The sequence below is a fragment of the Mycobacterium aquaticum genome (assembly GCF_002086485.1).
GTDB classification, from domain to species: Bacteria; Actinomycetota; Actinomycetes; order Mycobacteriales; family Mycobacteriaceae; genus Mycobacterium; species Mycobacterium aquaticum.
Genome location: NZ_MVHF01000007.1, coordinates 118,944 through 138,475, shown reverse-complemented (window position 1 = coordinate 138,475; position 19,532 = coordinate 118,944). Strand labels below are relative to the sequence as shown.

21 protein-coding genes are annotated in these 19,532 nt (G+C 67.5%); 4 read left to right on the top strand and 17 right to left on the bottom strand.

What is annotated here, in order from left to right; translation table 11 throughout:
* The first annotated feature begins 108 nt into the window (after positions 1-108).
* On the top strand, positions 109-453 hold the full coding sequence (fdxA, locus tag BST13_RS10030; protein WP_083163190.1) for a ferredoxin: 345 nt from the start codon (positions 109-111) through the stop codon (positions 451-453).
* 18 nt (positions 454-471) lie between these two features.
* Here fdxA and BST13_RS10025 read toward each other — a convergent pair whose 3' ends face one another.
* From BST13_RS10025 to BST13_RS10000, 6 genes are all read right to left on the bottom strand, one after another.
* Positions 472-2,148 carry a sensor histidine kinase gene (locus BST13_RS10025; RefSeq protein WP_083163188.1) on the bottom strand — a complete coding sequence of 559 codons (1,677 nt, stop codon included), beginning with the start codon at positions 2,146-2,148 and terminating at the stop codon, positions 472-474.
* A gap of 9 nt (positions 2,149-2,157) precedes the next feature.
* Positions 2,158-2,793 carry a hypoxia response regulator transcription factor DosR/DevR gene (dosR, locus tag BST13_RS10020; RefSeq protein WP_083163186.1) on the bottom strand — a complete coding sequence of 212 codons (636 nt, stop codon included), beginning with the start codon at positions 2,791-2,793 and terminating at the stop codon, positions 2,158-2,160.
* 50 nt (positions 2,794-2,843) lie between these two features.
* Entirely contained in the window at positions 2,844-3,824 is a 981-nt protein-coding gene (locus BST13_RS10015; protein WP_083163184.1) for an Acg family FMN-binding oxidoreductase, read from the bottom strand.
* Positions 3,825-3,892: 68 nt separating this feature from the next.
* On the bottom strand, positions 3,893-4,726 hold the full coding sequence (locus BST13_RS10010; protein ID WP_425437004.1) for a polysaccharide deacetylase family protein: 834 nt from the start codon (positions 4,724-4,726) through the stop codon (positions 3,893-3,895).
* A 116-nt stretch (positions 4,727-4,842) separates the two neighbouring features.
* The gene (phoH2, locus tag BST13_RS10005; RefSeq protein WP_083163180.1) at positions 4,843-6,156 is read right to left on the bottom strand and encodes an RNA 5'-3' helicase PhoH2; all 1,314 of its coding nucleotides are present in this window, start codon (positions 6,154-6,156) and stop codon (positions 4,843-4,845) included.
* A gap of 209 nt (positions 6,157-6,365) precedes the next feature.
* Positions 6,366-7,193, bottom strand: a complete 828-nt coding sequence (locus tag BST13_RS10000) for an acyl-ACP desaturase (RefSeq protein WP_083163178.1) — start codon at positions 7,191-7,193, stop codon at positions 6,366-6,368.
* A 132-nt stretch (positions 7,194-7,325) separates the two neighbouring features.
* Between BST13_RS10000 and BST13_RS09995 the strand changes: the two genes are divergently transcribed.
* Entirely contained in the window at positions 7,326-7,598 is a 273-nt protein-coding gene (locus tag BST13_RS09995) for a hypothetical protein (RefSeq protein ID WP_142282765.1), read from the top strand.
* 15 nt (positions 7,599-7,613) lie between these two features.
* Here BST13_RS09995 and BST13_RS09990 read toward each other — a convergent pair whose 3' ends face one another.
* The 3 genes from BST13_RS09990 to BST13_RS09980 are packed head-to-tail and all read right to left on the bottom strand — an operon-like array spanning position 7,614 to position 10,844.
* On the bottom strand, positions 7,614-9,086 hold the full coding sequence (locus tag BST13_RS09990) for a glycine hydroxymethyltransferase (RefSeq protein WP_083163174.1): 1,473 nt from the start codon (positions 9,084-9,086) through the stop codon (positions 7,614-7,616).
* A gap of 24 nt (positions 9,087-9,110) precedes the next feature.
* A complete protein-coding gene (locus BST13_RS09985) occupies positions 9,111-9,617 on the bottom strand; it encodes a hypothetical protein (RefSeq protein WP_083163172.1) in 507 nt (168 codons plus the stop codon).
* A gap of 9 nt (positions 9,618-9,626) precedes the next feature.
* Positions 9,627-10,844 (bottom strand): DUF885 domain-containing protein, encoded by a 1,218-nt coding sequence (locus tag BST13_RS09980; RefSeq protein ID WP_083163170.1) that lies wholly within the window; start codon positions 10,842-10,844, stop codon positions 9,627-9,629.
* Between the two features lie 30 nt (positions 10,845-10,874).
* Between BST13_RS09980 and coaA the strand changes: the two genes are divergently transcribed.
* Positions 10,875-11,813: a type I pantothenate kinase gene (gene coaA, locus BST13_RS09975; RefSeq protein WP_083163168.1), complete on the top strand. Its 939-nt coding sequence runs from the start codon at positions 10,875-10,877 to the stop codon at positions 11,811-11,813.
* Positions 11,814-11,885: 72 nt separating this feature from the next.
* On the opposite strand, the gene BST13_RS09970 is transcribed toward coaA, so the two are convergent.
* From BST13_RS09970 to BST13_RS09955, 4 genes are all read right to left on the bottom strand, one after another.
* Positions 11,886-12,290: a hypothetical protein gene (locus BST13_RS09970; RefSeq protein WP_083163166.1), complete on the bottom strand. Its 405-nt coding sequence runs from the start codon at positions 12,288-12,290 to the stop codon at positions 11,886-11,888.
* A 94-nt stretch (positions 12,291-12,384) separates the two neighbouring features.
* The gene (locus tag BST13_RS09965; protein ID WP_083163164.1) at positions 12,385-12,813 is read right to left on the bottom strand and encodes a hypothetical protein; all 429 of its coding nucleotides are present in this window, start codon (positions 12,811-12,813) and stop codon (positions 12,385-12,387) included.
* 118 nt (positions 12,814-12,931) lie between these two features.
* Positions 12,932-14,302: a hypothetical protein gene (locus BST13_RS09960; RefSeq protein ID WP_083163162.1), complete on the bottom strand. Its 1,371-nt coding sequence runs from the start codon at positions 14,300-14,302 to the stop codon at positions 12,932-12,934.
* 21 nt (positions 14,303-14,323) lie between these two features.
* Positions 14,324-15,115: a (2Z,6E)-farnesyl diphosphate synthase gene (locus BST13_RS09955; RefSeq protein ID WP_064948258.1), complete on the bottom strand. Its 792-nt coding sequence runs from the start codon at positions 15,113-15,115 to the stop codon at positions 14,324-14,326.
* Between the two features lie 83 nt (positions 15,116-15,198).
* On the opposite strand from BST13_RS09955, the gene trhA reads away from it, so the two are divergent.
* Positions 15,199-15,969: a PAQR family membrane homeostasis protein TrhA gene (gene trhA, locus BST13_RS09950; RefSeq protein ID WP_083163160.1), complete on the top strand. Its 771-nt coding sequence runs from the start codon at positions 15,199-15,201 to the stop codon at positions 15,967-15,969.
* 7 nt (positions 15,970-15,976) lie between these two features.
* Here trhA and BST13_RS09945 read toward each other — a convergent pair whose 3' ends face one another.
* From BST13_RS09945 to mca, 4 genes are read right to left on the bottom strand one after another with little or no spacing between them, the layout of a single operon-like run.
* Positions 15,977-16,351: a nuclear transport factor 2 family protein gene (locus BST13_RS09945; protein ID WP_083163158.1), complete on the bottom strand. Its 375-nt coding sequence runs from the start codon at positions 16,349-16,351 to the stop codon at positions 15,977-15,979.
* Positions 16,352-16,361: 10 nt separating this feature from the next.
* Entirely contained in the window at positions 16,362-18,371 is a 2,010-nt protein-coding gene (locus tag BST13_RS09940; protein WP_083163146.1) for a thioredoxin domain-containing protein, read from the bottom strand.
* Positions 18,355-18,657 (bottom strand): hypothetical protein, encoded by a 303-nt coding sequence (locus tag BST13_RS09935; RefSeq protein ID WP_211296056.1) that lies wholly within the window; start codon positions 18,655-18,657, stop codon positions 18,355-18,357. Before BST13_RS09935 ends, BST13_RS09940 begins: the two co-directional genes overlap by 17 nt.
* Positions 18,657-19,523 (bottom strand): mycothiol conjugate amidase Mca, encoded by an 867-nt coding sequence (mca, locus tag BST13_RS09930; protein ID WP_083163142.1) that lies wholly within the window; start codon positions 19,521-19,523, stop codon positions 18,657-18,659. Before mca ends, BST13_RS09935 begins: the two co-directional genes overlap by 1 nt.
* Between the last annotated feature and the right edge of the window lie 9 nt (positions 19,524-19,532).

Here is a 19,532-nt window from a genome sequence, read left to right as displayed (position 1 = left end):
TCGGCGGAATTCCCGCAGCCGAACTCGGCACTGAAAGTGACTTTGGTCCTCGGCGAAGAGGACTTTCGCCCGACGCCCTCGACCCGTCCGGCTACGTACGGTTTTCCCATGCCGTACGTGATCGGAACCGCATGCGTCGACGTCATGCACAAGGCGTGTGTCCTGCAATGCCCGGTGGACTGCATCTACGAGGGCGCACGATCCCTCTACATCAATCCCGATGAGTGCGTGGATTGCGGTGCGTGCCGGCTGGAGTGCGACGCAGGGGCCATCTACTACGAAACCGATCTTCCCGACGACCAGCTACAACATCTGGCCGACAATGCCGCATTCTTCAGCGAGACGTTGCCGGGCCGGGATGCACCGCTCGGTACCCCCGGCGGTGCCGCCGCACTCGGCCGGCTGGGCGTCGACACGCCACTGGTGAGCGCCCTCGCGCCGCGAGACGCCTGACCGGCCGGACGGGACGGTCTAAGCCGGCAGTGGTGCCGTCCAGCACACCACTGTGCCACCGCCGGAACGGTTTTCGATGCGCAACTGCCCACCTGAGGCCGCGGCCCGGTCACGCATGTTCGCCAGCCCGCTCTCGGTCACCGCACCGGTGATACCGCTGCCGTTGTCGGTCACCGTGATGGTCAGATCATCGGCCACCTCCACGCGCACGACGAGTTCGGTTGCCGCAGCGTGCCTTACCGCATTGCTGACCGCCTCCCGCAGCACCGCCTCGGCGTGGTCGGCGAGTACGGCGTCGACAACCGACAGCGGGCCGACGAACTGGGTGGTGGTGTGCAGCCCACTGCCGGCGAACTGGGTCAGCACGTCATCGAGCCGTTGCCGCAGCCGTGTCGTACCTGCCGAACGGCCGTGCAGGTCGAATATGGCGGTGCGGATCTCCTGGATGACCGCCTGCAGATCATCCACGCTGTCGGTCAGCCTCTGCTGCACGTCCGTTGAGCGGGCCCGCGGAATGGTGGCCTGCAGCGACAGTCCCACTGCGAAGAGTCGCTGGATCACGTGGTCGTGCAGATCGCGCGCGATGCGCTCCCGGTCGGAGAGGATCTCCAGCTCCTGTACCCGGCGTTGCGAGCTGGCCAGCTGCCAAGCCAGCGCGGCCTGGTCGGCGAAACCCGCGGCCATGTCCATCTGCTCGTCGGTGAAGGCGTGGCCGCCCTCGGTGCGCAGTGCCACCAGGACACCCGCCACGGTGTCAGTGGCGCGCAGCGGCAGCACCAGTGCGGGCCCGGTGAATCCGCACAGCTCGAACAGATCGGGACGTTGTGGTGTGCCTGCCCGAAAGACCTCGCCCACCGCCGTTCCCGTCACCGGGATCGACTCGGTGCCGCAGTCCCGCACCGTGCCAGCGGTGGCCGCCACCATCAGCTCGGTGACGTCGCCGCGATCGGCCTCGGCATCGGCAGGCACGGCGACCACCGTGCCGTCGGCGCCGGTCAGCTTGAGTGCCTCGTCGGCCACCAGCCGGAAAACCCTCGCCGGATCGGTACCGCCGAGCAGCTCCGTGCCGATGTCGCGGGTCGCGGCGATCCACGCCTGCCGGGCCCGGGACTGTTCGTAGAGCCGGGCGTTCTCGACGGCGATGCCCGCCGCCGCCGCGAGCGCCTGCACCAGTACTTCGTCGTCCTCACTGAACGGTTGGCCGGTGGTCTTGTCGGTCAGGTACAGATTGCCGAACACCTCGTCGCGAATGCGCACCGGAACACCGAGGAATGTGCGCATCGGCGGGTGATTCGGCGGGAAGCCCACGGACGCCGGATGCAGCCGGATGTCGTCGAGCCGAATGGGTTTCGGATCGTCGATCAGGACGCCCAGCACTCCGCGGCCCTCAGGTAGGTGGCCGATGCGCTCCCGCATGGCGTCGTCGATGCCCTCGTTGACGAACTGGGTCAGCTCGTGGCCTTCGCCGCGCACACCCAGGGCGCCGTAGCGCGCATCGACCAACTGGATCGCGGTGTGCACGATGGTGCTCAGCGTGACATCGAGTTCGAGGCCCGAGGTGACCGCCAACATCGCCTCGACCAGTCCGTCGATCCGGTCGCGTCCGGTCAGGATCTGCTCGACCCGGTCCTGAACCTCCGTCAGCAATTCGCGCAATCTCAACTGCGAGAGCGTTCCTCGCAGATCGTCGGTCACCGTTCCAACCTAGCCGGAACGGTCGAGTTTGGAGACGAAGACCGCGGCCTGAGTCCGACGCTCCATGCCGAGCTTGGCCAGCAGCCGCGACACGTAGTTCTTCACGGTCTTTTCGGCGAGGAACATCCTGGCCGCGATCTGCTTGTTGGTCAGGCCCTCGCCCAATAGATCGAGCAGCACGCGTTCCTGTTGCGTCAACCCCGACAACGGATCTGCATGCTCGGCGTCGTGGCGCAGTTTGGCCATCAGCGCCGCGGCGGCGCGGTTGTCCAGCAATGACCGGCCGGCCCCGACATCCTTGATGGCCTGCGCGAGCTCCATACCTTTGATGTCCTTGACCACATAGCCGCTGGCGCCGGCCAGGATCGCGTCGAGCATCGCCTCGTCGGAGGTGAACGACGTCAGTATCAGACACCGCAGATCGGGCATGCGCGACAACAGTTCCCGGCACAGCTCGATGCCATTGCCGTCGGGTAGGCGCACGTCGAGCACCGCGACATCGGGTGCGCTCGCGGGCACTCGGGCCAGCGCCTGGGCCACCGAATCGGCCTCACCGATCACTTCGAGCTCCGGGTCTGCGCTGAGCAGATCGATCAGGCCGCGGCGCACCACCTCATGGTCGTCGACCAGGAAGACTCTGATCATCTCCTGAGTCTCGCCGCCGCCGGGCCCGATCGCAAACTCATCGCCAATTCCTAAGCGATGGTGAGGAAGTCGCTGACGGGCCGGCGCGGGGTGGGCGGCGGCACGTCGTCGAGCGCGGGTGCCAGCCCGATCCGCACCAGCACCTGCGGGCACGCGTCCCGCCCGATCAGGTTTGCGACGATGTCCCGGCTGGCGTGCAATTCGGTCACCTGTGACACCGGGCAGGTCGCCAGGCCTGCCATCGTGGCCTCCAGCAACACCTTCGACAACGCCTCACCGGCATCCAGCGCGTCAGCGCGGCTGTAGCCGTCGGTGGACAGTACGACGATGCGCGCGGCGTCGTCCCCGATGGCCAGTCGGCGGTCGGCGTGAGCGGTCACCGGAAACGCCCGGGACACCGCGACGCGGTCACTCTCCGCGGCGGACACCAGCGCGCTCTGGGGAATGCCGTCGGTTGTCGCGAAAGGCGTTGTCCACCAGGCAAGGTCGGCGTGGTATCCGGAGTCGTAGAGGCGCAACGACTCACTGAGCATGGCGGCCTCGGCCACCTGCGGACGCATCTCGTCGGTCAGCACGTCTAAGTGCACCGGACCGTCGGCCAGCCAGGCCCGCAGCAACGGTTCGAAAGACTCCCAATCGGCAGGCGCGGCCATCGGCAACCGGTCCGTGCGACGCGCCAGGATCGCGTCGGCGCGCCGACGGTGTGCGTCGGTCACGAAGCCGAGCGGACTGAACTGCAGCGTGGCCAGGTGATCGGGATGGTTGGGGTCAGGGAACCGCTCGACGCCGGTGGCCCAGCCCGCGGCGGCCATCGCGACCACGACGTGGTCGAGCATCACGCCGCAGCTGATGACCGCTTCACGCGCCGACCGGTCCGTGGAACGCACCACCCGTTCGGGATCGAGATGCAGCTGCAGAGCCTCACCGGTGTACACCCAGCGCCACGGCTGGGTGTTGTGCAATGACGGTGCGCGCGAGGCCAGCTGGACGGCTGTGGTGATGGTGGCGCTGTCGAACATGGTGTCGGGCATGACACCAGCGTCGTCCCGAATGGCTGATCCGGTTAGGGTCTTTGGTCCTCAACCGGGCGCGACGCGCGTCACGCCCCGTTGTTCACTCCACCGGAGTTGGCGCCCGGGATGTCTTTGATCGGGAAGTTCGGCATGGGAGGCGGCGACGGTGTCGGCGGCAACGTCGGGATACTGGCGGGCGGGATGTCCTGCAGGCCGTTGACGGGCGGGCCGTTCTCGCGGCTGCCGTAGCTGGTGCCCGGCTCTCGCGGGCCCAGCAGGTGGCTGACCGTCACCAGGTGGTAGTCGTTGGCCTTGAGCACCGGGATGAACTGCTGCACCAGATCCACGGTGGACGAATACGTGTCGTGGAAGAGCACCACCGAGCCGGGTTTGATCTGGGTCATCAGCATGTACCGGGTGGCCGCGGTGTTCGAGTCGTTGGCCCAGTCGAACGGGATGACATCCCAGTTGATGTCGGCCAGGCCCTGCTTCTTGGCCTCCGCCAGCACCTGGTCGTTGATCAGGCCACCCGCGGTGCGAAGCAGTTTCGGCCGCTGGCCGGTTGCCTGCTCGATGGCGTCGCTGGCCTTGGACAGCTGCGACGGGATGTCCTCGGGCGGAATGGTGGTCATGTTCGGGTGTTCCCAGGTGTGCTGGCCCAGCTCCATGCCTGCCTCGACCACCCGCTTGGCCCCCTCGGGGTTGGCGGCGACCTTGTTGCCGATCTCGAAGAACGTCGCCTTGGCGTCGTTGGCCTGCAGGATCTTCAGCAGCCGGTCGGTATACGGGCTGGGGCCGTCGTCGAAGGTCAGGGCGACACACTTCTCCACTGCGCAGTTGACGTCATCGGCCGACGCGCGCCGGACGTGCCCGGTGACCGCACCAGCCACGAGGACCACGACCGCGACGAAAATGCCGATCACGGTCCACCGCCACGCCTGGCTGTTGGGGAGTCTCACCACCCCGGCAGCCTACCGGCTGGCGATATGTGCACCTCCCGTGACGCCCACCGTCACGGGAGGTGCACATGAATCACTCAGGGAAGAGCAGCGGGGCTGTACTCCTCCAGCATCTCGGTGACCAGCGCGGCGATCGGCGAGCGTTCACTGCGCTGCAGCGTGATGTGGGCGAACAGTGGGTGGCCCTTGAGCTTCTCGATGACCGCCGCGACGCCGTCATGGCGGCCGACTCGCAGATTGTCCCGCTGTGCGACATCGTGGGTGAGCACCACGCGTGAGCCTGCACCCAGCCGCGACAGCACGGTCAGCAGCACGTTGCGCTCCAACGACTGCGCCTCGTCGACGATGACGAACGAATCGTGCAGCGAACGGCCGCGGATGTGGGTCAGCGGCAGCACTTCGAGCATGCCGCGCGAAAGCACCTCTTCGAGCACCGCCGGACTGGCCAAGCCTTCCAGGGTGTCGAAGACGGCCTGCGCCCACGGGCCCATCTTCTCGCTCTCGCTGCCGGGCAGGTAGCCGAGATCCTGACCACCGACCGCATACAGCGGACGGAACACCACGACCTTGCGTTGGGTGCGACGCTCCAGCACCGCCTCCAGGCCCGCGCAGAGCGCCAGCGCCGACTTGCCGGTGCCGGCCTTGCCGCCCAGCGAGACGATGCCGACGGACTCGTCGAGCAGCAGATCCAGTGCGACGCGTTGTTCGGCTGACCTTCCCCGGAGGCCGAACACTTCGCGATCACCGCGGACCAGCTGCACGCGCTTGTCGGCGTTGACCCGCCCCAGCGCGTGGGAGTTTCCGCCGAGCAGACGAATTCCGGTGTGGCACGGAAGATCCCGGGCATCGGCCAAGTCGATCTCACCGTCGGCGAACATCGCGTCGATGTCCTCGGCGGCGACATCCAGCTCGGTCATCCCGGTCCAGCCCGAGACCACGACATCCTGGGCGTGGTACTCGTCGGCGGCCAAGCCCACCGCGCCGGCCTTGACCCGCAGCGGAATGTCCTTGCTCACCAACGTGACTCGCTTGCCCTCCGCGGCCAGGTTGGCCGCACAGGTCAGGATGCGGGAATCGTTGCTGTCGGTACGGAAGCCCTGCGGCAGCACGGTCGGATCGCTGTGGTTCAGCTCGACGTGCAGCGTCCCGCCCTGTGTCCCAACCGGAATCGGCTGATCCAGCCGTCCGTGCTCGAGACGCAGATCGTCGAACATCCGCAGTGCCTGCCGGGCGAACCAGCCCAGCTCGTGGTGGTGCCGTTTGGCTTCCAGTTCGCTGATGACAACCAGCGGAACCACCACTTCGTGCTCAGCAAACCGGCTGCACGCCCAAGGATCGGACAGCAACACGGAGGTGTCGAGCACATAGGTACGGACAGGCGAATCAGTCACGTGGCGCTCCTAGAGGCGAAGCTCGTTACGCGGCCCCACACGAACTTCTCGGTGGACGCTGCGGCACCAGGACCGGGGCCGGTCCTCTCGCAATCGTTACGATCGGTACCGCCCGGACAGCAGAGCATGTCGCTAGCCATCGGAATCGACGCTACCCCCGCCGCGCCGAATGCGCCTGACAGGCGCGCCGTAGCTAACCCGCCGGCACGTTAAGTGTTGATGAACTGCTGGAGCTGGGCCTCACCGGCCAGACCCCATGCGGTGATGCGATCGGCGATCACCGTGCGCAGCGCGGCCTTGTCGAAGATGCCCGCCTCGGCCACCAGCGCCACCTTGTCGCCGTAGGCGTCGATGTCCGCGCCGATCACATCGAGGTCGGCCGCGCGGGCGGCGATCGCGGCGACGACCTCGTCGCGGTGCTGCTCGAGCAGGAACGAGACCAGGTTCGCGAAGAACTCCTCGTGACGCTCCTCGTCACCGGCGATCCGGCCCATCAACGACGCGAGCACCGGCTCGGTGACCTGCGCCTGCAGGTTGCGGCAGTACACCGCGTGGGCGCGCTCGAAGAACGCCATGAACACCAGGGTCTCGATCTGGCTGAAGTGGTCGGCCCGGTAGCCCTTCATCACGTGCTCGACGCGGACGTCCTCATTGGCGGCCGGGTCGATCTCACGGGTGACCACGAGGTAGTTGCGCAGCGCGACTGCGTGCAGGTGCTCCTCGGCGGTCCAGCGGCCGAGGAACCGGCCCCACTTCTCCTCGAGGATGAAGTGCTCGACCAGCTCGCGGTGATATCCGGCGAGATTGTCCTTGGTGATCAACAGGATCTCCAGGGCATCGGTGACCTTCTTGGGCAGGGTCACCTGGGAGGGATCCCAGTCCCGTCCACCTAGGAATGCGAAGTTCTCGCCCTGGTCGAACGGCACGTAATCGTGGGCGTACCAGAGATCCTCGGAATCGATGTGACGACGCAGCTCGGCGCTCACCACCGGCTCCAGCTCGAGGGTCAGCGCATTAGGGACAGGTTTCTGTGCCATGAAGTAACTGTAACCCTAGTACACACATTCCTTGAAATCGGGGCAGGACGGCGTGTCGCACGCCACGCCAACGGCTCCTGTGAGTCTCCTGATTCCCAAATCTACCTGCACAGATGCGCTCTACGCTTAGCCATGACCCTCCACCCACCGGCCCGCCGAATGCTTGTCGCCGCCACTGTCGCAGGCTTGGCGCTCCTGCCGATCACGGCTGCGACGTCCGGTTCGATGCCACGCGCTCTTGCCCAAGACGAGTGCTCGTCGAGTGACGTGCAAGACAGCTACTCACTGTCATGCGTGCCGACCATGGTGCCTGACACCAGCGATCAACTCACCGAGGACGAGATCGCCCAGCCCGGGTACAACGGCCACAGCGATGGAGGCGGCGGGGGCGGCGGCCACCGCTGACCGCCGCCCGACGCCTCAGAGCGTCAGGCCCGGGTACAGCGGGTTGGCTTCGAGCAGCTCGGCGGACGCCGCGTGGACGCGCTCGGCGGTGCCGTCGGCCATCTTGTACTTGGCCTTGGAGGATCCGTCGGGCTGCGTGTTGGACAGCACGTCGACGATCAACTCGGCGACCCGGTCGAAGTCGTCGGCGTCGAATCCGCGGCTGGTCAACGCCGGGGTGCCCAGCCGGACCCCGCTGGTGTACCAGGCGCCGTTCGGGTCCGCGGGGACCGAGTTGCGGTTGGTGACGACGCCGGCGTCGAGCAGCGCTGATTCGGCCTGGCGGCCGGTGAGCCCGAACGACCGCACGTCGAGCAGCACGATGTGGTTGTCGGTACCGCCGGTGACCAGCCCGGCATCGCGCTTGGTGAAGCCGTCGGCGAGGGCCTGGGCGTTGTCGGCGACCTGCTGTGCGTAGGCCTGGAACGCGGGCTGGCGGGCTTCGGCCAGCGCGACGGCCTTGGCGGCCATCACGTGTGACAGCGGGCCGCCGAGCACCATCGGGCAGCCCTTGTCGACTGCGGGCGCGAACTCCTCGGTGGCCAGCACCATGCCGCCGCGCGGGCCGCGCAGCGACTTGTGTGTCGTCGTGGTCGTGACGTGTGCGTGCGGCACCGGATCCTCGTCACCGGTGAACACCTTGCCCGCCACCAGACCTGCGAAGTGCGCCATGTCGACCATCAGCGTCGCGCCGACCTCGTCGGCGATCTCCCGCATCTTGGCGAAGTTCACGCGCCGCGGGTACGCCGAGTAGCCGGCGACCAGGATCAGCGGCTTGAACTCGCGGGCCGCGGCGGCGACGGCGTCGTAGTCGAGGAACCCGGTCTCCGGGTTGGTGCCGTAGCTCTGCTGGTGGAACATCTTGCCGGAGATGTTGGGCCGGAAGCCGTGGGTCAGGTGACCACCCGCGTCCAGCGACATGCCCAGCAGCCGCTGATTGCCCAGCTTGTTGCGCAGGGTTTCCCAGTCGGCCTCGGACAGATCGTTGACGTGCTTGGCGCCGAGGTTGGCGAGCTCGGGTGCCTCGACCTTGGTGGCCAGGATCGCCCAGAACGCAACGAGATTGGCGTCGATGCCGGAGTGCGGCTGCACGTAGGCGTAGGGCGCGCCGAACAACTCGCGCGCATGCTCGGCGGCCAGCGCCTCGACGGTGTCGACGTTCTGGCAGCCTGCGTAGAACCGGTGCCCCACCGTGCCCTCGGCGTACTTGTCCGAGAACCAGGTACCCATGGTCAGCAGCACGGCGGGCGAAGCGTAGTTCTCACTCGCGATCAGCTTGAGCGAATCCCGTTGGTCGGCAAGCTCTTTGCGGGTGGCCGCGGCCACCCGGGGCTCGACCGACTCGATCACCTGCAGCGCGGCCTGATAGGCGGCGCTGGCGGTATCGGCGTAATCGGCGCCCGAAGCCGCAGGCACAGAAGATGGGGTGGACGACGAGTCAGCTGCCATGGCGTTCAGCCTAGTCGTGGCGGGTCAGGTCAATGGTCCCGGGCCGGTTTGGCCCGGCGGGTAGCCGGGGTAGGGATACGGCTGTTGAGCAGGCGGCGTCGCCGCGATGTCCTTGGTCAGCTTCCCGTGCAACACGATCCACGCGCCGATCCCGACGAAAACCGATGCAGCGCACAGCACATCGCTGACGGTCTTCATCGCCGGCCCCTCGCCGAGCAGCTTCATCAGCACCGACGGAAAGGGGGTGGGGCTGTCGCCACTGTCGACGCAGGCAAGCCCGAACACCAACATCGCTGCCCACAACACGATCTGAGCCCAGGCCTGCCCGGAGGTGAGCGGACGGCGCCCACGCTCACGCATCATCCGCGTCGTCAGCCACAGGAGGAAGAGCAATATCGGCGATGCGAGGATGCCGAATAGCGCCATCCATCCCATCTGCACGAACAGTCCCCGACCCACGACCATCCACAGCACCAACAGGACGTTGAGCGGCGTAGCCAGCGCAGGAATGTCCTGCCGGAGTTCATTCACCTTCCGAGCCTAAGCCCGCAACGTGGACGGGATCAGCGGCTCATCGAGCAGCCTGCCGAACCGCGAAGTCAACGTCACGCCGTCGGGCCGTGCATCGAGCCAGGCCCGCAGCAGCCGGTAACCCTCGATGTAGGTGCTGGTGTAGGCGCGCCACAGCGGCGAGGACAAGAACCGCAGCATCTGCCGCGCCCGCTCGTCGTTGACCAGCAGCCACCGCTTGAGAAATGCGACCACGTCGTCGACGTCGCGGTGCTCGTCGTGCAGCATCAGCGCCGCGTCCTGACGCACGTCGGCCAGCCCGGCCATCGCCTCGGACACGGCTTCGGCGCGCTCGCCGTCGAAGCGCAGACCCAGGTCGGCGTAGATCTCCGACGCCCAGGCGCCCCAGCCCGGTCCGATGGCGGCGTACAGGGCCAGATCGGCCAAGCCTTCCGCCATCAGGCACTGCGGGGTGTTGACCAGGAAGATCGTCTGTTCGAGCTGGCCCTGCCGCGCCACCAAACCGGCCTCCTTGCGGCAGTGCTCGGTGTGATGGCCGGGATAGCTCTCGTGGGCGACGAGCCGGGGCAGGTTGGCCATCTGCTGCTTGAGGTCGGCGTTGACCGCCACCGTCGAGCGGTAGTCGCCGAGGTAGTAGTTGAAGCCCGACCACGGCTTGTCGGTGACCACCTCGTAGGTGATGGTTTCGGTGTCGGGCAGCGGGTATTCGGCACGCACCCGGTCGCGCAGCGCCGAGGAGAACGCGTGGATGCACTCCTCGAGACGTTCCGGCGGGATCTCGTCGCCCGTTCGATGCGCCTGGATGCGGTCGGCCAGCGGGCCCGCGCCGCCGAGCGCCTCGTCGAGCTTGGCGTGCGCCTCCCGATACCGCTCGGGATCGCCCTTGGTGATCCGGACGTCGAAGTAGGCCTGCACCTCGTCGACGAAGCCGACCTGCTCACCGGCGAACTTGCGCCCCGCGCAGTTCAGCGCGCGCAGGTGCGCGGCGAGATATTCGGCGCGGTCGCGCTCCAGATCCTGCGGAATCTCACCGAGGAGTCGGTCGGCTTGCCGGGCCAGGTCCGCAGGGTCGGGCGCGGGCTCGTTCTCGACAGCGCGACGCAATGCCGGGTCGCCGGTGAACGAGTCGACGTAGCCCTCCTCGACGCGGTCGAAGCGCAAACCGAGCAGCAGATATTCGCGGATGAACGCATCTGAGGGCGCCCCTATGTCGATACCGGAGTCCATGCCCTCAACCGTAAATGTAAGACTGACCGAATGCCGCGGCCCAGCGAGCCGAGCCCCTATGTGGAGTTCGACCGAATCCAATGGCGTTCGCTGCGCATGTCGACCCCGCTGAAACTCACCGAGGACGAACTGCTGCGCTTGCGCGGCATGGGCGAGAAGCTCGACCTCCTCGAGGTGGAAGAGGTCTACCTGCCGCTCGCCCGTTTGATCCACCTGCAGGTGGCCGCACGCCAGCGGCTGTTCGCCGCCACCGCGGAGTTCCTCGGTGAGCCGCAGCAGAACCCGGACCGGCCCGTGCCGTTCGTGATCGGGGTCGCGGGCAGCGTGGCGGTCGGCAAGTCCACCACCGCACGTGTGCTGCAAGCCCTGCTGGCCCGTTGGGAACACCACCTGCGTGTCGATCTGGTGACCACCGACGGTTTCCTCTACCCGAACAAAGAGCTCAACCGTCGGAACCTGATGCACCGCAAAGGTTTCCCGGAGAGTTACGACCGCCGGGCGTTGATGCGGTTCGTCACCGCGGTGAAATCAGGGGCCGACGAGGCCTGCGCACCGGTGTATTCGCACCTGCTCTACGACATCGTGCCCGGCGAGAAGCAGATCATCCGCCACCCGGACATTCTCATCCTGGAGGGGCTCAACGTCCTGCAGACGGGCCCTGCGCTGATGGTGTCCGACCTCTTCGACTTCTCGGTGTATGTCGACGCGCGCATCGAAGACATCGAGCAGTGGTACATCTCACGCTTCCTGACCATGCGCTCGACGGCATTCGCCGATCCGGCGTCGCACTTCCACCACTACTCGACGCTGACCGACGAGCAGGCCGTGTTCGCCGCGCGCGACATCTGGCATTCCATCAACCGGCCCAACCTGATCGAGAACATCCTGCCGACCCGCCCGCGCGCCACCCTGGTGCTGCGCAAGGATGCCGACCACGCCATCAACCGGCTGCGGCTACGGAAACTCTGACCGCCGAAAGGCCAGTTGTCGCACGCATTCTCGCGATTCGCGTGCAACAACTGGCCACTCGGCAGTGCGGTGTTACGCCCGGATTCGGCGGACCCCGATGAACTGCCATTCCGCCATCACCGCGGTGTAGATACCGGTGGCGATGACGATGACGCCGCCTGCCGTGGTGAGCGTCATGGTGAGCACGGCGGCCACTGCGATCACGGTGCACAGCGCGTTGGCCACGGCGGTGCCGATGCCTGCGGGGCGCACCCGGTCCATGGCCGCGAGCGCGAACACCACGACGCCGTAGCCGACCGAGAAGATGCCGACGCCGTATTCGATGGACTTGGGCAGACCGGTGAGATCCGAGAACCACCCGGCGGTGGCGAGCAGGACGATGCCGGTGATTCCGACGCAGATCGCGTCGACCCGCATGGCCAGCCGCAGCAGGGAGTCGGATGCGCTTGCGGTGCGAGGGGTGGTGATGGCGGTCATGATTCTCCTTCTTGGTGGGTGTTGAGGGTGAGCACGGTGCGAGGACCACAGCCGCAACCTCTACGGATGCGGCCCCCGCACCGGCGGGTACAGGTCACGCCAGACGGCGCACTCCGCGGTGTTGCAGCCAGGCCAGGCCCAGCGTGATGGCGACGAACCCGAGCAGCAGATCGGTGCCCAGCGCGGTCAGCGGCAACCATCCGGCCAGGACCGCCGTGACGGCCACCGCTCCGAAGGCCACGTTGCCGGCGTAGACGGCGGTGCCCACGCGGCGGATGTCGGGTAACGCGGCGAGGGCATAGAGCAGCGCTCCGTAGCTGACGAGGGCCGCGCCGACGAGCCAACCGGTTGTCGCGGTCATGCCGGCCAGCCGGGCCAGTGGATCAGCCACCATGGCGCCGAGCAGGCCCAGCGCCGCGCACACCGTGGCGTCGGCGCGCAGCGCGAACCGCAGCAGGGCGGCTTCCGCGGTGCCGCCTCTGGGGGCGGATCGGTGAAGTGGTCGGGTGACGAAGGCGGTCATGGTTGGCTCCTCGGCAATGAGGCGGTGTCGAGCTTTTCGAACACCTCCGACATTGCTCACGACGCACTGCCAGATCGACGCCGGACACTGCCAAGCACTGCCAACCGCAGGTCAGGCCCTATTGCGCCGCCGGGGTCGAGGCATGGACCAAGCTCCCGCGCAGGTCTGCGGCGATCACCTTGGCCGCGGCGTTCTGCCAGTTGTGCAACGACCGCTGCGGCACTTCGGTGACCAACCACTGCCAGGCCTGCCGAGCGACCGGGTCAAGGCCTGCCGCGGTGGCGTTCTGCGCGTAGGCACGCACTCCGACGACGTACGGGAAGTACAGCGAGTTGTAGTGCCGCCACTGCTCGGTGGTACCGAAGTCGCCACCGTCGCGAGGCTTGAGCGCCGCGATGCGATCGGCCAGCAGCGCCTTGAGTTCATTTGCTCGCTCGAGCGGTTGATCGGCCGCGCCCCGCTGCGCCAGTCGAGCGTCGATGGCGGGCAGTGCGGTCAGCGGGCTTGCCATCAGCTTGGAGAGGTCGCCGTAGTGCCCCAGTGCGCGGCGGGTGAGTCGGGCGAACGCGTCGTCGTCGATATCGTCGAGCGGGCTGCCCGACCGCAGCGGCAACGCGGCCTCCGTCCGGCGCAGCGCCTCGCGGTCGGCGCGCAGGGCAGGCGACCGCGAGAACGCCAGCCGGTCGAGCAGCCCGGCCAGCGGATCGGCGAGCACCTCCACCGCCACGGCGACAGCCAGGCTGGTGAACAGCAGCACCGTCATCGCCACCCGGCCGTTGCCGGCGAGCACGGCCGCACCGATGAGAGCCTGGGCGCCGAACGGCACCGCGATCACCAACGTGCCGAGAATCGATCGCCGCATGTCGGCGCGCAGGGCCTGCCCCTCGTCGAACGCGTCCCAGATGGCCACCGCGATACCCAGCAGTGCGACGTCAAAACCGGTGGACGCCAACGCCAGCCAGCTCGGCAGCAGCCCGAGCGGAATGACGATGATCGCGTTGCCGAGCGCGAAGAACAGTGTCGCGACGATGATGAAGCCCACCACGGATCCGGGCTTGGCCCCACCGATGACGGCCTTGATCATCGCGCCGAGCGAGGCCAGGGATATCACCGCGAACATCACCCAGTGCCCCGGGCGCAGCGGCCCTACGACGCTGCCGGCCAGCGCGGCCCCGGCGAAGGCAAGCACCGCGACAGCGAAGATCGCGGCGAACTCCCCGGCCCGGGCACGCCAGCTGTCACTGGGCCGGGACAGCTCGATCATCACCGCGAACCAGGCGATGCCCGGCAGCGCGACCAGGTAGATCTCGATGCGGCTGAGCAGCTCCGATCCGCTGATGAGCCGGACGGCATCGAGGGCGACGACGACTGCGAAGCTCGTCAGCCCGATCGCGGCGCACACCAGAACGGGTTTGCGCGGGTCGCGGGCAAGCAGATAGAGCCCCAGCCACCAGCTGAGCGTGAAGACCACCGCCGACAGCGCAGCCATGAATCCCAGTGTGGCACGCGCCTACTTGCCGAAGCGGCGGTGCCTCGCGGTGTAGTCGCGCAGCGCGCGCAGAAAATCCACGCGCCGGAACGCGGGCCAGTACGCCTCGGTGAACCACATCTCCGAATAGGCGCTCTGCCACAACAGGAATCCGCTCAACCGCTGCTCCCCCGACGTCCGGATGACCAGATCAGGATCGGGTTGGCCCGAGGTGTAGAGGTTCTCCGAGATGCCCTCGGCGGTCACGGCGTCGATGAGCTGCTCGGCGGTGGCGCCGTTGGCGAGCTCCTTGTTGAGCAGCGAGCGGACGGCGTCGACGATCTCCTGCCTGCCACCGTAGGCTACCGCCACGTTGACATGGAACTTGCCGCCGTTGCCGTTGGTGCTCTCCACTGCCTCGCGCAACCGGCGGGCCGGTTCGTCGCCGAGCAACGACAGATCGCCGACCGTGCGCACGCTCCACTTGTTGGCCGGCGCGCAGATCTCTTCGACCACGTCGGTGATGATCTCGATCAGGCCGGACAACTCTTCGGGGTCGCGTTGCAGGTTCTCGGTCGAGAGCAGGTACACCGTCGCCATTTCGATGCCTGCGGCCTGGCACCACCGCAGCATCTCGGCGATCTTGGCCGCGCCCATGCGATAGCCGATGCTGACATCGTCGTGACCTGCCTCACGCGCCCACCGCCGGTTGCCGTCGCACAGAACCGCGATGTGCCGGGGCAGTTGGGCTTTGGACTGCGCCAACTCCTGACGCAACCGCATCTCGTAGAGCCGGTAGGCCGGTTCTTTGAGCCGCGGGGGAATGATGTCCACGAGAATCCAGACTACTGTCATAGTCAGCGAACTCATGGCTGTTAAACGGAGGTGACATGACCGCGGACGCGAGGAGCACCGATATGACCGCGGACGCGAGGAGCACGGATCAAGCCGCGCCGATCGATGCCACCAAGCCCTACCGCTCAGCGGCAGCAGGGAGCAGACCCGCCGAAGATCTGCCCGAGGCTGTCGCCGACGGCGTCGCCCAGTTCCTCGGCAGGCCGCGCGCCCGCGGCTGGATCCACGTCTATTCGGCGGTTGTCGCGTTCATCGCCGGTGCTGCCTTGGTGTCTGTGTCGTGGTCGGTAGAGTCCACTCGCGCCGGCCTGGCGACACTGCTCTACACCTTCACCATCGTGGCAATGTTCGCGGTCAGTGGCACCTATCACCGGGTGACCTGGAAATCAGCGGACGCCCGCAAGTGGATGAAGCGCGCAGACCACTCGATGATCTTCATCTTCATCGCGGGCAGCTACACCCCTTTCGCGCTGCTGGCCCTGCCGGAATCCAAAGGCATGGTGCTGTTCTGGATCGTCTGGGGCGGGGCCATCGCGGGCGTCCTGTTGAAGATGTTCTGGCCGTCGGCGCCGCGCTGGCTGGGGGTACCGCTCTACATCCTGCTGGGCTGGGTGGCCGCCTGGTTCATCGGCCCGATCATGAACGGCGCCGGCGTGGCGGCGGTGGTGCTGCTGATCGTCGGTGGCGCGCTGTACAGCATCGGTGGCGTGCTCTACGCACTGAAGTGGCCCAACCCGTGGCCGACGACGTTCGGCCACCACGAGTTCTTCCACGCCTGCACGGCGGTGGCGGCGATCTGCCACTACATCGCCATGTGGTTCGCGGTGTTCTGAGCCCGCCCTACAGCTTGACGGTGTCAGCAGGCGACCAGTAGGCCTTCATCGCCGAGATCTTGCCGTCGGCGTCGAACACCATGACGTCGATGGGCTCGATCCGCATGCCGCTGTTGCCGAAGTCCAGCGTGAGCCGGAAATGGAACGCAGCCTCGTGCCCGGCGACCCGCAGCGTCACCAGTTCGGTCTTGCTCTTGATGTTCTCGACGTTGGCGTAGAAGCCGCGGATGGCGGCCCGTCCGATGTGCACCTCGCCGCCGCCCACCGGGTCCTCGACGGTCGCATCGTCTGCGTAGAGCTCGGCGATCTCATCAGCACTTCCGTTGGCGACCAGCTCGAGGTAGCGGTTGACGGTCTGGGTGATGTGCTCGACGTTCGGCATGGCCGCGAGGCTACACGGCGCCGCGTCGGCCGTCCTCGGGTTGACCGGCCAGTGAGACCGCGAGATCCCCGACCGTGGTGACGGGCAGGTCGCACACGCGGCCGCGGCAGACGTACGCCGCGTCGGCTCCGTCGACGCGGTCGCGTCCTTCCAGCAAGGCGGACGAGTTCGCTGGGCCGCCGACGACGATGGCCCCACCGGGAGCCAGTGCGCGTGCGGCGGTGAGCAATTCGGCCGGCGATCGGTTGCACGCCACTGCGACCTGGATGGGCCCGCGGATCTGCGCCTCGGCCACCGCGAGCCAGTGTCCGCCCGAGCGGGGCGCCCGAGCCAGGATCGGTGTCGCCGAAGCCAGCGTGTCCTGTGCGGCGGCCGCGTACGTTTCCGACGCGGTCAGATGCGCAGCCAGTTGCAGCGCCTCGGCGATCAGCGACGCACCCGACGGCGTGGCCCCGTCGACGGGGTCGGCGGGCCGCACCATGAGCTGCTCGGCGTCGTCGGCAGTGTCGAACCAGCGGCCCGGCCGCTGCGGATCGGCGTAATGCTGCAGCGCGGTGTCCAGCAGTCCCAGCGCCTCGGGCAACCAGGATCCGGTGAGCTGATAGAGCGTCAGCAGCCCAGTCGTCAGCGCGGCGTAGTCCTCCAGGATTGCCGCGCTGTCCCCCACCCGGCCGCCGAGGCTGGCCCGGCGTAGCCGGCCGTCGACGAGGTGCAGATCCAGTAGCCGGCGTGCGCATTCCGAAGCGGCAGTGAGGTATTCGGGGTTGTCGAGAGCCACCGAGGCTTCGGCCAGGGCGGTGATGGCCAACCCGTTCCACGCCGAGACCACCTTGTCGTCGCGTGCGGGTTGCGGACGGGTACCGCGGTGCGCCAACAACTTCGAGCGGACGCATGCGAACCTGGAGGTGTCGTCGGGGTCGACGGGCAGCTGCAGCACAGACGCGCCGTGCTCGAAGGTTCCGTCGGCGGTGACGGCGAAAAGCGAAGCCGCCCAGTCTCCGTCGTCGTCACCGAGCACTTCGGCCAATTCACCGGGCGTCCACACGTACGTCAGCCCCTCACGCCCGGCCGCATCGGCGTCCAGCGACGCGGTGAACATCCCGTCGGCCCCGAGCCCGGCGATGATGAAGCCGGCCGTCTCCTCGGCCACCTTGCGTGCCAACGGATTCCCGGTGCGCCGCGCCCAGTGCGCATACGCCCGCAGCAGCAACGCGTTGTCGTACAGCATCTTCTCGAAGTGCGGCACCACCCAGTACGGATCGACGCTGTACCGGGCGAACCCGCCCGCCAGCTGGTCATAGATGCCGCCGCGGGCCATCGCCGCGCCGGTGCGCTCGACGGCCTGCAGGACCGCGCCGGACCCGGTGCGTTCGTAATGCCGCAGCAGGCCTTCCAGCAGCGCCGAGGGCGGGAACTTCGGCGCTTTGCCGAACCCGCCGTGGGCACCGTCCTCGTCGCGCAGCACCGCGGCCACCGCGTGATCGCACAGTTCGGGTCCCACGGGCGCGCCGCCGTCCGGCAGCCCGGCGGACATCGACCGCAGTTCGGTCGCGATCTGCTCCGACGCCCGCTCGACGTCGTCGCGCCGATCGCGCCAGGTCTCGGCCACCGCCGCCAGCAGCTGCAGGAAGCCCAGCTTCGGGTAGTAGGTACCGCAGAAGAACGGGCGCCCGTCAGGAGTCAGGAAGCAGGTCATCGGCCAGCCGCCCTGCCCGGTCAACGCCACCGTGGCGTTCATGTAGACGGCATCGAGGTCAGGGCGTTCCTCACGGTCGACCTTGATGCAGACGAACCCGTCGTTGGCGGCGGCCGCGACCTCGGGATCCTCGAAGGATTCGTGAGCCATCACATGGCACCAATGACAAGCCGCGTAGCCGATCGACAGCAGGATCGGGACGTCGCGTGCGGCCGCCTCGGCCAGCGCTTCGGGCGACCATTGCCGCCAGTGCACCGGATTGTCGGCGTGCTGGCGCAGGTAGGGGCTGGTGGCCCCGGCGAGGGTGTTACCCCCCGGACTCACGCGGCTGTCGGTCGTCGGATCGCTCCTCAGAGGTGTCGTCGGAATGTTCGTCTTCCGTGGCTTCCACCGTACCGTCGTCGAGCGCCTGGTCGGGCTCAGGATGCTCAGGGTCGAACGATTCGGGCAGCTTGCGCAGGTGCCGGTTCATCGACCAGACCAGCGCAAACGTGCCTACCAGCAGCGCTACCGTGATCAGCAGGCCGAACGGGCTGGCCTTACCGAAGTCCGGTCCGGTGTTGCGGGGCTCGTCGGCAAGAAGCGTCACGACGGCCGTCAGGGTATCCATCACTTTTCAATCCCACTGAACAGATCATCCTCGGGCAGGCTTACCGGCACCCGGGACCGGGCCAGCTCGAACTCCTCGGTCGGCCACAACCGTTGCTGCCATTCGATCGGCGCGTGGAAGAAGTGACCGTTGGGGTCGATCTGGGTGGCATGTGCACGCAGCGCATCGTCACGCTGACTGAAGTACTCGGCGCATTCGATCCGGGTGGTGACCCGGCCCGCGAACGCGTCGTGCTCCGGGTCCCAATGTTCGAGCCATTTGGCGAACGGACCCTCCTGGCCGTTCTTGGCGAACTCGTCCTGCAGCAGTTGCATGCGCTCTCGCAGGAACCCGTGGTTGTAGTACAGCTTGGAGACGCTCCACGGGTCGCCGGCGTCGGGGAACTGCACGTGGTCGGCGGCGGCCTCGTACGCGGCGACCGACACCTGGTGGCAGCGGATGTGGTCGGGGTGCGGATATCCGCCGTTCTCGTCGTACGTGGTCATCACGTGCGGCCGGAATTCCCGGATCACCCGCACCAGCCGGGATATCGGCTCTTCGATGGGCACCACGCCGAAGCAGCCGTCGGGCAGCGGCGGCAGGGGGTCTCCCTCGGGCAGCCCGGAGTCGACAAAGCCCAGCCAGTGGTGCTCGACGCCCAGGATCTCGGCGGCCTTGGCCATCTCGTCGCGCCGCACCTCGGCGATGCGGCCGTGCACCTCCGGGATGTCCATCGCCGGGTTCAGAATGTCTCCGCGCTCGCCGCCGGTCAGCGTGACAACCATGACGCGCACACCTTTGGCCGCATAGCGCGCGGTGGTCGCCGCACCCTTGCTGGACTCGTCGTCCGGGTGGGCGTGCACCGCCATCAACCGCAGTTCACTCATTTCGTCTCA